At 70.9% G+C, this 14277-nt stretch carries 11 protein-coding genes and 1 pseudogene; 3 read left to right on the top strand and 9 right to left on the bottom strand.

The window, feature by feature from the left end:
- Window positions 1-1215: 1215 nt before the first annotated feature.
- Window positions 1216-1809, top strand: a pseudogene (locus F6W97_RS06715) (hypothetical protein); the annotation flags it as partial.
- Between the two features lie 163 nt (window positions 1810-1972).
- Here the strand turns inward: F6W97_RS06715 and F6W97_RS06710 are convergent.
- Together F6W97_RS06710 and F6W97_RS06705 are read right to left on the bottom strand one after the other, a co-directional pair.
- Window positions 1973-2956 carry a D-alanine--D-alanine ligase family protein gene (locus tag F6W97_RS06710; RefSeq protein WP_155369245.1) on the bottom strand — a complete coding sequence of 328 codons (984 nt, stop codon included), beginning with the start codon at window positions 2954-2956 and terminating at the stop codon, window positions 1973-1975.
- Window positions 2957-2963: 7 nt separating this feature from the next.
- On the bottom strand, window positions 2964-4322 hold the full coding sequence (locus F6W97_RS06705) for an aminotransferase-like domain-containing protein (RefSeq protein WP_155369244.1): 1359 nt from the start codon (window positions 4320-4322) through the stop codon (window positions 2964-2966).
- A 169-nt stretch (window positions 4323-4491) separates the two neighbouring features.
- Here F6W97_RS06705 and F6W97_RS06700 point away from each other — a divergent pair, with 169 nt between their 5' ends.
- The gene (locus F6W97_RS06700; protein ID WP_155369243.1) at window positions 4492-5160 is read left to right on the top strand and encodes a GNAT family N-acetyltransferase; all 669 of its coding nucleotides are present in this window, start codon (window positions 4492-4494) and stop codon (window positions 5158-5160) included.
- Window positions 5161-5241: 81 nt separating this feature from the next.
- Here F6W97_RS06700 and F6W97_RS06695 read toward each other — a convergent pair whose 3' ends face one another.
- From F6W97_RS06695 to F6W97_RS06665, 7 genes are all read right to left on the bottom strand, one after another.
- A complete protein-coding gene (locus tag F6W97_RS06695) occupies window positions 5242-6519 on the bottom strand; it encodes a DUF2786 domain-containing protein (RefSeq protein ID WP_155369242.1) in 1278 nt (425 codons plus the stop codon).
- A 5-nt stretch (window positions 6520-6524) separates the two neighbouring features.
- Entirely contained in the window at window positions 6525-7679 is a 1155-nt protein-coding gene (locus F6W97_RS06690; RefSeq protein WP_155369241.1) for an N-acetylmuramoyl-L-alanine amidase, read from the bottom strand.
- A 198-nt stretch (window positions 7680-7877) separates the two neighbouring features.
- Entirely contained in the window at window positions 7878-8201 is a 324-nt protein-coding gene (gene trxA, locus F6W97_RS06685; protein ID WP_155369240.1) for a thioredoxin, read from the bottom strand.
- A 110-nt stretch (window positions 8202-8311) separates the two neighbouring features.
- A complete protein-coding gene (gene trxB / locus F6W97_RS06680) occupies window positions 8312-9235 on the bottom strand; it encodes a thioredoxin-disulfide reductase (RefSeq protein ID WP_155369239.1) in 924 nt (307 codons plus the stop codon).
- A 118-nt stretch (window positions 9236-9353) separates the two neighbouring features.
- Entirely contained in the window at window positions 9354-10199 is an 846-nt protein-coding gene (locus F6W97_RS06675) for a hypothetical protein (RefSeq protein ID WP_155369238.1), read from the bottom strand.
- The gene (sigM, locus tag F6W97_RS06670; RefSeq protein WP_155369237.1) at window positions 10199-10837 is read right to left on the bottom strand and encodes an RNA polymerase sigma factor SigM; all 639 of its coding nucleotides are present in this window, start codon (window positions 10835-10837) and stop codon (window positions 10199-10201) included. The genes F6W97_RS06675 and sigM overlap by 1 nt, the downstream gene beginning before the upstream one ends.
- Window positions 10834-12420: a protein kinase family protein gene (locus F6W97_RS06665; protein WP_407924548.1), complete on the bottom strand. Its 1587-nt coding sequence runs from the start codon at window positions 12418-12420 to the stop codon at window positions 10834-10836. The genes sigM and F6W97_RS06665 overlap by 4 nt, the downstream gene beginning before the upstream one ends.
- A 230-nt stretch (window positions 12421-12650) precedes the next feature.
- Between F6W97_RS06665 and F6W97_RS06660 the strand changes: the two genes are divergently transcribed.
- Window positions 12651-14174, top strand: coding sequence for a helicase HerA-like domain-containing protein (locus F6W97_RS06660; RefSeq protein WP_155369235.1), 1524 nt, complete (start codon window positions 12651-12653; stop codon window positions 14172-14174).
- The last annotated feature ends 103 nt before the right edge of the window (window positions 14175-14277 follow it).

The following is a 14277-nucleotide window of genomic DNA, read 5'->3' as shown; positions in this document are numbered from 1 at the left end:
CGGCTCCCCGGCTCCCCGGCTCCCCGGCTCCCCGGCTCCCCGGCTCCCCGGCTCCCCGGCTCCCCGGCTCCCCGGCTCCCCGGCTCCCCGGCTCCCCGGCTCCCCGGCTCCCCGGCTCCCCGGCTCCCCGGCTCCCCGGCTCCCCGGCTCCGTTGTGGTGTCGAGGTTTCGCCAGAGTGGCGGCGGCATGCCGGCGGCTCGCCTGACTCGGGTGTGGGGGCTGGATCCGAGGCCAGGCGCAGACTGCCATCGGCCTCCGGTGGGCTCTCGGCTGCGTCTGCCCGCAGCCCGGGTTCCCGTCGGGCGGCTACCGTCACCCAAGGTCTACCGACTTGCCTGGCAGATGGACTTATCTTGACCGCGAATACGCCCATGCGCCGGGCAAGTCGGGTGATTAAGCGTGGCAGGCGCACGGAGCGGGTCAGGGACGAGGCGGAAGCCGAGGCGGCAGGTGCCACCGCGCAAACCGAACGCTGGAGAGCACGGAGTTCACCGCGCCCCTGGCGCGCGGTCCGGTTGACCCCGTTGCCCTGGAGCAGGACCGCCCGCAGGCCAGGGATAGAAAGCGGCTGGAGACGTCGGTCTAAGCCCAGGTGTGGCAGGCCGAGTCTGTGTTCCTGCGACCTCCGCCGGGGAGACCGGTTCTTAGCCGTGACAGGAGCCGGCGATGGGCCTGGAAGGTGGTGGAGACCTCCGCCGCCGAGCCGCCCACCCCGACCTGGTTCGCCCGATGATCGGCTGGGATCTGACAGGTCGAGCCGGTCTGACGAGGGGGACCTGGCGACGGCTGGACACCGGCTGACGGCCGTACACAGGGCCGGGAGGTTATCCACAACCCGCATGCCCAAGGTCAACGATCTCCACCGACCCGCGCAAGTGCGAGGAAGGTCACGTATCCGCTGTCCACAGCCCTGGACCGTCCTCTTTCCACAGCCGGACGCCAGTTATCCACAGGCTATGTTTCACGTGAAACCAGCGCGCCAGGCCGGGAGATTCCATGTCCTGCCAACGGGATCAGCACGTAAACAGACATGACGCCGGTCTGTACAACGGTTGGGTAACCGAGGTCACGATGCCACATTCCACAGGTGTGTCCGTAGCTATCCACAAAGTTATCCACAGGCACCCTGTGGGCTGTGGTTTCACGTGAAACCGGACCTCGGTAATCCACAGCCGGGGGGAGACAGGACCGCCTGGCTGGGCTAGATTCTGCAGGTGGCCGATACCCCCATGCCCCTTCCCGGCTTCACTGCGTGGCCCTCGTTCCCGTTTGAGGGCGACTTCAAGATCAAGCATCTTGACCCGCCGGTAGAGACCGAGCCGTCCCGCAAGGGTGAGGACTCGGCCGACTGCACGGCATGCACCGCACCCGACGATGCCTATATCTGGGTGAACGAGCGCTGGCGCGTTCGCACCATGGACCGGCCCACGGGCCTGCCGATGGTGCTGATGCTGGAGCCTCGATCTCACCTCGACCTGGGTGACCTGCCGAACCTCCTCGCTGCCGAACTCGGCGTGATGACGGTGCGGCTGGAGCGGGCCATTCGTTCGCTGGACACCGTGGCAAGGGTCCACGTCTACCGGTGGGGCGACGGGGCCGCGCACCTCCATGTGTGGTTCATGGCTCGCCCGGTGGGGCAGCTGCAACTGCGCGGCACGTTCCTGCCGCTGTGGGATGACATCCTGCCGCCCATCGCCGAGGACCAGTGGCGCGAGAGTCTCGCCCACGTCGCGGCGTGGCTGGCGGAGTTCGGCGGCACGCCGCTGGCTCAGCCACCGCGCATCGACTGGCAGGCCCCGGCGAAGCTGACCGACTCCTGACGGATTCAGTGGCTGCACGCCGCGGAGAGTCGCACCGGCGGTAGGCCGGTGCAGCCGCAAGGCGCAGACCGAGCACCAGAATTCGATGACATAAAGCGAAGCGCCCAGGTTCCGGACCGGAACCTGGGCGCTTCGCCGTGTTGCAAGCGGGTCAGCCGGCGGGGCGTTCGGCCGCTTGCATGACCAGGCGGGCGATCACGTCGCCCAGGTCGAGTCCGCCGGCCTGTACCGCCATCGGCAGCAGGGATGTCTCGGTCATACCCGGGGAGACGTTGACCTCCAGGACCGTGCACTCCCCCGACGGGGCCACGATCAGGTCGACGCGGGACATGTCGCGCAGACCCAGCGCCTGGTGCGCGGCCAGCGCCGTCTTGACCACCTCGGCGCTCGTCTCCGCCGACAGCCGGGCGGGTGTGTGCCAGGTGGTGAGGCCGGCCGTGTACCGGGCTGCGTAGTCGTACACCCCGTTGCTGGGCACGATCTCGACGGGGGGCAGTGCGAACGGTCCCTCACCGAGGTCGAGGATGGAGACCGCTACGTCGACTCCCTCGACATAGCGCTCCACCAGCGCGGTCTGGTCGTACGCGAAGCACCCGACCATCGCGGCCGGCAGCGCGGAGGCGTCACGGACGACCGCGGCACCGAGGCCGGACCCGCCCTGGGCGGGCTTGACCATCAGCGGCAGGCCGAGCCGGTCGACGATGCGCTCCAGCACGGCGACGGCGCCGAGTTCGGAGAACCGGTCGTGCGGCAGGGCGACCCACTCGGGGGTGGGGATGCCGTACTCGACGAAGACGGCCTTGGCGGAGGGCTTGTCCCAGGCGAGCCGGGATGAGCGCGCGTCGGGGCCGACGTAGGGCACGCCGCACAGGTCGAGCACGCCGCGCAGGGAGCCGTCCTCGCCGGTCGAGCCGTGCAGGGCGATGAAGACGGCGTCCGGAGGGTCGGACTTCAGCGCGGGCAGCAGTGCCACGTCGGCGTCGAGTAGTTCCGCCTCGACGCCGACGGCGCGCAGGGCGTCCAGCACCCGGCGGCCCGAACGCAGCGAGACGTCACGTTCATAGGAGAGGCCGCCCGCCAGCACCAGGCAGCGGAGGTCGGCTCGGACGGCAGGCGAGGTGGACGGTGCGGTCACCCTCGAATCATGCCAAGTCGGGTCCGGGCGCGTGCGCGCCGGGCCGCGGCAGGTCGGTCACGGCGTCGAGCTGCCCGGTGTCGCCGAACACGGCGCGGGTGGCCAGCTCCTGCTCGACCACGCCGGCAAGGCGGCGTACACCCTCGCGGATGCGCTCCGGCGGCGGGAACGAGAAGTTCAGCCGCAGGTGCTGCTGCCCGGTGCCGTCGGCGTAGAAGCCGGTGCCGGGCACGTACGCGACGCGCGCGGCGATGGCGCGGGGCACCATGGCCTTGGAGTTGAGGCCGGCGGGCAGGGTCGCCCACACGAACAGGCCGCCCGCGGGGTGGGTCCAGGTGGTGCCCTCGGGCATCAGGTCGGACAGCGCGGTCAGCAGCGCGTCGCGGCGCTCGGCGTAGATCTGCTGGTACGTCTTGAGCTGCTGGCGCCAGGGCATGGTGGACAGGTAGGTGCTCACCACGGACTGGGCGAAGTTGCTCGGGCACAGGATGTTCGCCTCGGTGGCGATCACGAGCTTGTCGCGTACCGCGTGGGGGGCGAGGATCCAGCCCACCCGCAGGCCCGGTGCGAACGTCTTGGAGAAGGTGCTCAGGTAGAAGACCCCGTCGCGGCGGCGGGCGCGCAGCGGGCGTGGCGCCTCGCCCTCGAAGCCGAGGCGGCCGTACGGGTCGTCCTCGATGACCAGCAGCCCGGCCCGTTCGCAGATGTCGAGGACCTGCTCGCGGCGCTCTTCGGACAGGGTGACGCCGGCCGGGTTCTGGTAGGTCGGGATGGTGTAGAGGAACTTGACGCGGCGGCCGAGCCGGCGCTGCTCCTCGATCGCGAGCTCCAGCGCGGCCGGGATGAGGCCGTCGTGGTCCATCGGCACGTGCACGACGTCGGCCTGGGCAGCCTGGAAGACACCGAGCGCGCCGACATAGGTGGGACCCTCGGCGAGCACGACGTCGCCGGGGTCGAGGAAGAGCCGGGCGATGAGGTCCAGAGCCTGCTGGCCGCCGACGGTGACGACGACGTCGTCGGGCGAGGCGCCCACCGAGGCGTCGATGCCGACGTCGGCCATCAGCGCGCAGATCTGCTCGCGCAGCTCGGGCATGCCCTGGCCGAGGCCGTACTGCAGGGCACTGGCGCCCTGCTTGGCGACGAGCTCGCCGATGACCTCGCCGACCGCGTCGAGCGGCAGGGCGGCGATGTACGGCATACCTCCGGCGAGTGACACCACCTCGGGGCGGTTGGCCACGGCGAAGAGAGCTCGAATCTCCGAGGCGGTCATCCCGATGATGCGCTGCGCATACCGATCGGTGTAGTCGTCGAGCGTGGTGCCCGTCTCCGACACGGTCCCTCCCCGGCCAGACAAACAGTTGGTCATCGAATCGTACGCTGGGTCATGTAGGTCTTGAACCGACATTCGGTCGAATCCATCCAACGGGATAGGGTGCAGGAAGGCCGTAATCGGGCGTAAAGTCAATTGGTTGGCTCGGTGACGGGCCGAAATTCGGCATGCGCGGCTCTGCCGCGACAAAAGCACGGAGCTGCTCATGTCACGCAGAGTGGTGAACCTGACGCTGGACACCCTGGAGGACCTGCCCAAGGGGTGTCGTAACTGCGTGTTCTGGGAGCTTGATCCGGTTTCCGCCGAGCGTGCCTGCGCCGCCGGTGACCCGGGTCTGGAGAAGGAGGCCTGGGTCTCGCAGACCCTGCTGGAGTGGGGCTCCTGCGGCAAGATCGCCTACGTCGACGGGATGCCCGCCGGCTTCGTGACGTACGCGCCGCCGATGTACGTCCCGCGCGGCAACGCCTTCCCCACCTCACCGGTCTCCCCCGACGCGGTGCAGCTGATGTCGGCGCATGTGGTCGCCGCGTTCGCGGGCGGCGGGCTGGGCCGGGTGCTGATCCAGTCGGTGGCCCGTGACCTGACCAAGCGCGGCGTCCGCGCCATCGAGGCGTTCGGCGACGCCAAGTTCGGCGACCACTCCGAGGAGGAGTCGAAGCAGTTCAGCTGCCTCGCGCCGGCGGACTTCTTCACCGCGGTCGGCTTCAAGACCGTGCGCCCGCATCCGCGCTTCCCCCGGCTGCGCATGGAGTTGCGCACCGCGCTGTCGTGGAAGTCCGACGTGGAGTACGCGCTGGAGAAGCTGCTCGGCTCGATGAGCCCGGAGCTGCTGCGCCCAGGTGTGCGTCCCGCGGTGCGCAGCACCACGAACTGACCTGTGCCGGCGATGCCGCACCTCGGCGCGGCATCGCGGACTGTCGCTGCTTCGGCGGAGCAGCTCTAAGGCGCCCCTGACCTACTGCGGAAGCGGCGTCCGGACGGCGAGTTCGGCTCGGTCGGCGGCGGCACGGCCGGAGGCCCAGCCTGCGGCGTTGGCGATCCGTGCGGTCCGGCTGACGCGGTGCGGGAACAGTTCCTCGAACGCGGTGTCCACGGCCTCACTGCGGGCGGCCAGTACGGGCACCAGGTCGGTGCCGGCTGACAGCTCCTCGTCGACCTGCTCGCGGGCCTCGGTGAGCCGTTCGCCGATACGGTGGGCGTACGCGCTGAGGAACGCGTGCCGGAACGAGCGCACGTCGTTGCGGCCGTACCGGTCGGCGCGGGTGTGCGCAGCGGTCATCGCATGCACGGCCTGCACCAGCAGCGAGGTGTAGAGCAGCTCGACGGCCTCCAGGTCGGGTGCGAACCCGACGACGGTGCTGAGGCCGAGGTCCTTGAAGTTCAGCGCCCGGCAGCGGTTGGCCTGCGCGACGACCTGCAGCAGCATCGCCTTCGGCCCCTCGTAGGGGTTCGCGACGACGATGCGCAGGGTGTCGGGGCCGTCGCCGGTGCCGGTGGCGGCGTCCAGCAGGGCGTGGTCGATGCTGTGCCGTGCCATGAGCTGCTGCGCCTTGGCGGTGAATGCCTCCGCCTCCTCGGGGAAGTCGGTGGATTCCGCTTTCGCCAGTAATGCCCGGATCCGATCGAGCATCCGCTGATCCGCAGCTCTCGTGGCCTCTCCCCCGGCCCGGCGGGGCGGGGTCGCCGCCCCGGGTGCGTGGCCCGCCTTCTCCAGCGGCGGCAGGTCGCTGTACAGCCAGCGGAGCAGCTCCACCGCGCCGTCCAGCGCGGTCTTGCGGGTGAGCCGGTGGCGGGCGGCGAACGCGGTCAGGAACGCGCCGTCCTCGGCCCACCACACGGCGGCCTCCAGCGCCGTCAGTTGAGAGCGCCACCGCTCGTCCACGGTGTCGGCGGGGTGGGCGCGCATCCGGGCGGCGATCGCGTCGGTCAGCAGGTGCGCGTACCAGGCCTGCGCGCCCGCCTTGGTGGCGGTCCGGCGCAGCACGTGGTGCAGCTCGGCGGGTTGCCAGTGGCGGTCCCAGCTGTGCTGGACGGCCTGGGCCAGCGCATGCAGCACGGCCGCGTCCACGGCGCGGTGGTCGAGGGTGCTCTCCTGCAGCTGCCGGGTGACGGTGCGCACGCGGCGCTGGTCGCGCTGCAGCAGCGCGCCGCCGAGTTCGGCGAGCATGCGGTCGGCGTACCGGCGATGCTCGGTGGTCTGCTCGGTGTCGGCCGCGTCGGGGGTGGTGGTCACGCGGATCAGCTCGGCAGGGCCAGGCGCAGCGCGCTGACGTCGATGGTGCCGGTCTTCACGTCGATCTCGACCGGGTAGTACATGCGCTGCACGGCGGCGACGATCGCCTCCACCACGCGCTCGCGGAACATCGGGTCGATCAGCTGGGTGCGGTCCTTCGGGGAGGTCAGGTAGCCGACGTCCACGCGTACCGCGGGCATGCGGGTGTAGCGCAGCAGCTCCCAGGTCTTGGCGTGGGTGTGGCAGTTGCGCAGGCCGGTGCGTGCCACGATCTCGCGCTGGACCAGGCCGGCCAGCCGCTCCCCCATCGTCGAGGTGACGCCGTTCGAGGTGCCGTAGTGGTAGGTGGCCACGCCGTCGGCCTGCGGGTTGTGGTGGCCGTCGATATGCAGCGAGATCAGCAGGTCGGCGGCGAGGTCGTTGGCCAGCTGGGCGCGGTCCAGGTCGCTGGGCGCCTCGATCGGCAGCGGGCCGCGGGTCAGATGCACCCGCATGCCGGCTGCGGCGAGCCGGCCCTCCAGCCGGGTGGCGAGGTCGTACGCCAGGTCGGACTCGGTCCAGCGCAGCGGGCCGTCCGGCACCACCACGCCCGGGTCGGAGCCGCCGTGCCCCGGGTCGACGATGATCTGCCGCCCGACCAGGCTCGGCCCGGTCTGCCGGAAGGTGACCTCCTCGCGCAGTTTGAGCGGGGAGCCGCCGACCACCTTGCGTCCGAGCCGCCGCAGCATGTGCAGGGTCTGCGGGCCGCAGGTGCCGTCCGGGGTGAGGCCCATCTCGCGCTGGAAGGCCGACAGGCCCCGCGCGGTGCGGGGTCCGTAGACGCCGTCGGTGCGGCCGACGTCGTACCCCATCTCCAGCAGCCGCTCCTGCAACTGGCGCACGTCGTCGCCGCGCAGGGTGTCGGAGACGCTGAAGTAGAGCGTCCGGGCGCCCAGGGTCCACCGGGCCGCGTCCAGGGCGCGCCAGGTCTCCGCGCCCACCTCGCCGTCCACGGAGAGCCCACGGTCCTGCTGGAAGGCGCGGATCGCCCGTTCCGTGGCAGGGTTGAAGTGGTCCGCCTCGGCCGGGTCGGCGGGGACTTCCAACAGCCCCAGCGCGACCAGGATCGACCGGATCTCGGTGACGGCCGGGCCGCGCTCACCGCGCTTGATGGCTCGCACAGCGGACCTCCTGGTAAACCTCACAAATGCCACCGGAGCCTATCGCGCCGCACGGGCCGGTAGGGATCTCGAACCTGTAGTCGTTCCGACGCGCCGCCGCTGCCCGGTCCGCCGGACCAGGATCATGTTCCACCGCGCGGGGCCGAACAAACCCGTGGGGCCCCGAGCACAGCTCAGAGCCCCACCGGAAGTGCAGATCTACAGTGCCGTCTCGATGAGCCGGACGATGTCGCCCTTGGGCTTGGCGCCCGCGAACGACTGCACCGGCCGGCCGCCCTTGAACAGGGTCAGCGTCGGCACGGACATGACGCGGTAGGCCCGCGCGGTCTCCGGGTTGGCGTCGATGTCCAGCTTGACCACGGTGACCTGGTCGCCCATCTCGGTGGCGATCTCCTCGAGCACGGGCGCGACCTTGCGGCACGGCCCGCACCACTCGGCCCAGAAGTCCACCAGCACCGGCTTGTCGGACTGCAGTACGTCACTGACGAACGTCGCGTCGGTGACCGCCTTCGCGGATCCCATTCGGGTCTCTCCTATCTCAGAAACTTCCAGTCTGTTGCCCGGCCCGCGGCTCGCGCCGCCGCCGGACTGCGCCGGGCTCCGGGCGGCGAGGCCCGTGCCGGCGCGGCGCACTAGTGCGCCAAGAAGCGCTCGGCGTCGAGCGCCGCGGTGCAGCCGGTGCCGGATGCGGTGATGGCCTGGCGGTAGGTGTGGTCGACCAGGTCGCCCGCGGCGAAGACACCCGGGATGTTGGTACGCGTGCTCGGCGCGTCGACCTTCACGTAGCCCTCGTCGTCCAGCTCGACCTGGCCGCGGAACATCTCGCTGCGCGGGTCGTGGCCGATGGCGACGAACACGCCGGTCGCCGCCAGCTCGCGGGACTCACCGGTGATCACGTTGTGCACGCGGACGCCGGAGACCTTGCCGTCGGTGCCGAGAATCTCGTCGATCACGGTGTTCCACTCGACGGAGATCTTCTCGTTGGCCAGCGCGCGCTCCGCCATGATCTTGCTGGCGCGGAACTCGTCGCGGCGGTGGATGATCGTGACGTGCTCGGCGAAGCGGGTGAGGAAGGTCGCCTCCTCCATGGCCGAGTCGCCGCCGCCGGCGACCACGATGCGCTGGCCCTTGAAGAAGAAGCCGTCACAGGTGGCGCACGAGGACACGCCGTGGCCGAGCAGTTCCTGCTCGCCCGGCACGCCCAGCGGGCGCCAGGCCGAGCCGGTGGTGAGCACGACGGCGCGGGCACGGTACTCCCGGTCGCCGACCCAGACGCTCTTGACGTCGCCGGAGAGCTCGACGCGGGTGGCGTTGTCGGTGATGAACTCGGTGCCGAAGCGCTCGGCCTGCTTGCGCATCTGGTCCATCAGCTCGGGACCCATGACCCCGTCCGGGAAACCGGGGAAGTTCTCCACCTCGGTGGTGGTCATCAGCGCTCCGCCTGACTCGACGCCCTCGATGAGCAGGGGCTTCAAGTTGGCCCGAGCAGCGTAGACGGCGGCGGTGTAACCGGCCGGACCCGAGCCGACAATGATCAGGTTTCGGACGTTCTCCACGAGACGCGCTCCCTTGGGTCGACACGAACTGTTCGCGCCGTACTTGTCGCTGGCTGAAACGCCATCGTACGGAGCGGACATTCCATTACGGCCCCAGCGGTGGGTCAGCTCACTGTGTCTAGTCGCGCGGGCTTCGGAACAGCTCGTCAGCGCCGTTCACACCACACTGCGGACCTGCGACGAACCACCAGCCGCCGCCCTGCGTGTCGACCGTCACGATCAGCGCGGGACTGCCCTCGAAGCGGGCGAAGTCGGCCTCGGTGATCGTGCCCGGCAGGGCCGTGCGGATCGCGTCGAGGCAGCTCGTCAGCGCCTCCGAGGAATAGCTCAGCCGGCTCAGGTCGCCGGGGTCGAGCATGGTCTGGTTCTGCCCGGTGCCCTCGGGGGAACTCGGGCCGGCCTTGCTCGCCATGGTCCGCTTGCTGCTCAGTTCGGCCCGGTCGTAGTTGTTTCCACTGGTGGTGACCGCCACACCGCCGTCGGCAGGGGCCACCGCGGGCGCGTCAGCGAGGTTGGCGGCGCCCTCCCCCGCCCCATCCTGGAGCGGGCCGAGCGGGCCGAGGGGCAGCACGATGCCGGCGAGCGCGATCACCCCGGCTGCCACGGCGACCGGGGTTGCCCAGCGTCGCCAGCCGCGCCGGGCCGACTGGTTGCCCCGGCCGTCCCGGGTCAGCGTGCGTTCCCCCACCGCGGGCCGGGGCGCGGTCGCCGGGACGGCGGTGAACTCCGGGGACGCGAACAGGGTGTCGAAGCGCACGGCGACGTCGTCTGGCATCGGCTCGTCGACCGCGGCCAGCGCGGCCAGGTCGGTTTCCACCAGCAGGAGCGCCGAGCGTAGTTCGCCGGCCGCCGAGCTCCAGGCCGGGTCGTCGGCCACGAGCCGGGCGATGCGGTCGTGCTCCGGGGTGCCGTCCAGCGCACCGCCGACGTAGTCGGCCAGCAGATCGAGATCAACTGTGCTCATCAGAGCCCCCCTCCCGGTGTGGCGTCCTGCGTACGTGTCCCTCCGACGTCAGGAGAGTCGCTGAGGTTGCGCAGGTGCCCCAACATCACAGCGAGTCGGGCGCGGCCCCGTGAGCAGCGGCTCTTGATGGTGCCTTCGGCTACTCCCATCAGCTGTGCGACCTCGGCCACCGAGTAGCCCTGCAGGTCCACGAGCACGAGCGCGGCGCGCTGGTCGTATGGCAGCTCCGCCAACGCGGACCGCACCACCATGGCGGTGTCGTGGTCGGTGCTGGGGGCGGCGGGCTCGTTGCGGGCGGGGGCGTACCGGTCGTCGTCGTCCGCGCCGGCCTGGCCGGGCAGCGGCACGGTGAGGTGGGCCTGGCGGCGGCGCAGCCGGTCGACGCAGGCGTTCACCACGATCCGGTGCAGCCAGGTGGTGACCGCCGCCTCACCCCGGAACCGGGCCGCGGCGCGGTGCGCCGACAGCATCGCCTCCTGGAGCGCGTCGGCGGCGTCCTCGCGGTCGTTGGTGGTGCGCAGCGCGACCGCCCAGAGCCGGTCCCGGTGGCGGCGGAACAGCACCCCGAAGGCGTCGGGATCACCGGCCGCATGCGCGGCCAGCAGCTCCTCGTCCGTACGGGGGTCCTGCCCGGTCACTGCACCTCTACCACGATCTCCTGCACGCCGACGCGGTAGGGGTAGCGTGACTCGGTGGGGTCCATCGGCAGCTCGGTGATCCAGACCAGCAGGTACTGGTACGGCGTCGACGCGTCGGTGGAGAACACCATGGTGGTGCCGGAGTCCTCGCCGATCGGCTGGGCGCCCTCGACGGCCTTGAAGGTCTCGAAGATGGTCTTGTCGCCGGCCTTCGTGGAAGGTGCGTCGGCGGAGCCGCCCTTCAGCTCGGCAGCAGCGCCGGGCGCGGAGAGCTGGAGCTTCACGCTGGACACCACCTGCGGCTTGTCCAGCGTGATCAGGATGCCGATGCCCTTTTTGTCGGTATTACCGAAGTTCGACTTGGTGTAGCCGCTGGTGCGCCACTGCGTCTTGGTGTTGCCGTCGACCATGTTCGGCGCCTGGCTCGAGTTGTCCCGGTCGCCCACCGGAGCGATGATGCGCACCTGGTTCGCGGTCAGGTTGAGCGCGCGCGACTGCGGAGCGGCGGTGGCGCTGACCTCCACCGCGGGGTTTCCCGTGGGCTGGGACGAGGGCGGGTCTGTCGCGTCGGCGTTGAGGGCCCGGACCGCGAGCACCAGGCCGGAGACGACCAGAGCGAGCGCGACGCCGCCGGCGACGAGCAGGCGCGGGGTGGCCGCGCGCGGGGCGGGCTCGGGCGGAGCGGTCTCGTCGACGAAGCGCAGCGTGCCGTTGCCGCCGAAGAGCAGCCGCTCGCCGGTGTCCAGTCGGGCCAGCTCGCCGGTCAGCACCTGCGCGGTGGGCAGTGCCAGCTTCGGGTCGAGCAGGTCCATGACCAGGTCGTCGAGGTACGTCGGGACGCCGGCGCGCACGTTGCGGGGCGCGACCAGGCTGCCGGTGCTGTCGCGGCGGCCGTCGGGCAGGGCTGTGACGCGGCCCGCCTCGGCGCGCGGCCAGTGGCCGGTGAGCATGAAGTAGGCCAGCGAGCCGAGGCTGCGTACGTCGGCCTCGTTGCTGGTGGTGGAGTCGACCCGGGCGTCGGCCAGCACGACCCGCCCGTCGGCGGCGACCAGGACCGTGCCGGGGTGCACGTTGCCGTGCGCCATCCCGCTGGCGTGCAGGGCGGACACCGCGTCGGCGACCGCGTGCAGCACGGAAGTGGTGCGTTCGGCGTCGAACGGGCCTTCCTCGGCGACCAGGTCGCGCAGGGCGGTGCCGTCGATCCACTCGCGGATCACGTAGGCCCGCTCGCCCTCGTCGATCGCGTCGTAGACGCCGATCAGGTTGCCGTGCACGACGCGGCTGGCGGTCACCGCGGCGGAGAGCATCTCCTCGGCGGAGGCTCCACCGGGGGTACGCAGCACCAGGGCGACCGGACGGCGCAGCACGATGTCGACGCCGCGCCATACCTGACGGCCCGCGCTGTCGTCGTTGATGTGCTCCTCGAGGCGGTAGCGCTCGGCCAGCACTTCGCCGACCGTCAGCCCGCCCAGAGCTCCGGCAGCGGACCCGGCCGCGCGTGGACCCTCGCCGACCTGGGTCACCCCGTCCTCCCTCATCAAGCAGTCGCTCTCTATCAGCCCGGTTCGGCGTCGATCAGCCATTCAGCGCGTGTCGAAGCCGTCGCATTGTTGTCCGCTATCTAGAGAGCCTAGGCGCTCCGCTCGGTTGCCGAGTGCGACCTTACAGCTATCCGACGAATCGGCGCACCGGCAAGGGGCCGGTTCCGGGACTCGAACGTATATCAGTCGGCGGTACGGATACTCCGTGCGCGTGACCCAAAATAGTTACGCTTCCTCCATATCGGGCAAATAGTGGCAAGGGGACGTATCTCATGGTGGACGCGGCGGCGACAGGGGCGGGTTACACCTTCGAGGGCCCGGCGCTCGACCTGGGCGCACTCGTCGGCGACGGCGGCAAGGCCGACCCCGGCTGCCCGATCCGGGTCCCGCTGGCCATGCTCAACCGGCACGGCCTGGTGGCGGGCGCCACAGGCACCGGTAAGACCAAGACTCTGCAGGTGATGGCCGAGCAGCTGTCCGCGGCAGGGGTGCCGGTCTTCCTCGCCGACATCAAGGGCGACGTCAGCGGTATGGCCGCCCCGGCGGTGCCCGGCGAACGGATCACCGAGCGGATGGCCGAACTCGGCCAGCCCTGGACCCCGACCGCCTACCCCTGCGAGTTCCTCACCCTCGGCGGCAAGGGCGTCGGTGTGCCGGTGCGGGCCACCATCACCGACTTCGGGCCCCTGCTGCTGGCCAAGGTCATGGACCTGACCGAGGTGCAGACGTCCTCGCTCAACCTCGTCTTCCACTTCGCCGACGCGAAGGGCCTGCCGCTCGTCGACGTCAAGGACCTGCGCGCGGTGATCCAGTACCTCGTCTCGGACGAGGGCTCGGCCGAGCTCAAAGGCCTGGGCGGGCTGTCCAAGCAGACCGCCGGGGTGCTGCTGCGCGAGCTGATCTCGTTCAGCGACGCCGGGGCCGACGCGTTCTTCGGCGAACCCGAGTTCGCCACCACCGACCTGCTCCGCAACGCCCCGGACGGGCGGGGCATGGTCACCCTCCTGGAGCTGCCCGGGGTGGTCGCCCAGCCCGCACTGTTCTCCTCGTTCCTGATGTGGCTGCTCGCCGACCTCTACCAGGAGCTGCCCGAGGTCGGCGACCCGGACAAACCGAAGCTCGTGTTCTTCTTCGACGAGGCGCACCTGCTGTTCAGGGACGCCTCCAAGGCCTTCCTGGAATCGATCACGCAGACGGTGCGGCTGATCCGGTCCAAGGGCGTCGGGGTCTTCTTCGTCACGCAGACCCCCAAGGACGTGCACGCCGACGTGCTCGCCCAGCTGGGCAGCCGGGTCCAGCACGCGCTGCGGGCGTACACCCCCGACGACGCGAAGGCGCTGAAGGCGACCGTCTCCACCTTCCCGAAGTCGGGCTACGACCTGGAGGAGGTGCTCACCCAGCTCGGCACGGGCGAGGCGATCGTGACGGTGCTCAACGAGAAGGGCGCCCCGACCCCGGTCGCGTGGACCCGGCTGCGGGCGCCGCAGTCGCTGATGGCGGCCGTCGAGCCCGCGGTGATGGCGGCACTGGTCGCCGGGTCGGCGCTGGGCGCGAAATACAGCCAGCCGGTGGACCGGGAGTCGGCGTACGAGATGCTGGCCGCCCGGCTCGCGCCGCCGCCCGCCCCGGCCGCTCCCGTCCCGGCGCAGGCCCCCGCTCCCCCGCCGGCGCGGGCCGAGCCGAACCTCGCCGAGCAGATCCTCGGCTCCAAGACCACCAAACGACTGCTCACCACGGCCGCCGCCGCGGCCGGCACCGCCATCATCCGCTCGATCTTCGGCACCCGCCGCCGCTGATTCCGCTCCCTTTCGCCGCCCACGCCAACCGCCGTCCAGGCTGCACTTTCAGGGAAAGTGCGGTCATGACAGCAGGCGAGGCTGCAGTTTCCGGGAAACTGCA

It is taken from the genome of Catellatospora vulcania (genome assembly GCF_009720385.1).
GTDB classification, from domain to species: Bacteria; Actinomycetota; Actinomycetes; order Mycobacteriales; family Micromonosporaceae; genus Catellatospora; species Catellatospora vulcania.
Note: the sequence above shows the minus strand (reverse complement) of the source record. Positions and strands in the feature narration are given on the sequence as shown.

Excerpts from the sequence above, each read along its gene's own strand:
- F6W97_RS06705 (WP_155369244.1), bottom strand. The coding sequence starts at position 4,322 with ATGACCAACTGTTTGTCTGGCCGGGGAGGGACCGTGTCGGAGACGGGC.
- F6W97_RS06675 (WP_155369238.1), bottom strand. The coding sequence starts at position 10,199 with ATGAGCACAGTTGATCTCGATCTGCTGGCCGACTACGTCGGCGGTGCG.
- F6W97_RS06700 (WP_155369243.1), top strand. The coding sequence starts at position 4,492 with ATGTCACGCAGAGTGGTGAACCTGACGCTGGACACCCTGGAGGACCTG.
- F6W97_RS06665 (WP_407924548.1), bottom strand. The coding sequence starts at position 12,420 with ATGGCTGATCGACGCCGAACCGGGCTGATAGAGAGCGACTGCTTGATG.
- F6W97_RS06660 (WP_155369235.1), top strand. The coding sequence starts at position 12,651 with ATGGTGGACGCGGCGGCGACAGGGGCGGGTTACACCTTCGAGGGCCCG.
- trxA (WP_155369240.1), bottom strand. The coding sequence starts at position 8,201 with ATGGGATCCGCGAAGGCGGTCACCGACGCGACGTTCGTCAGTGACGTA.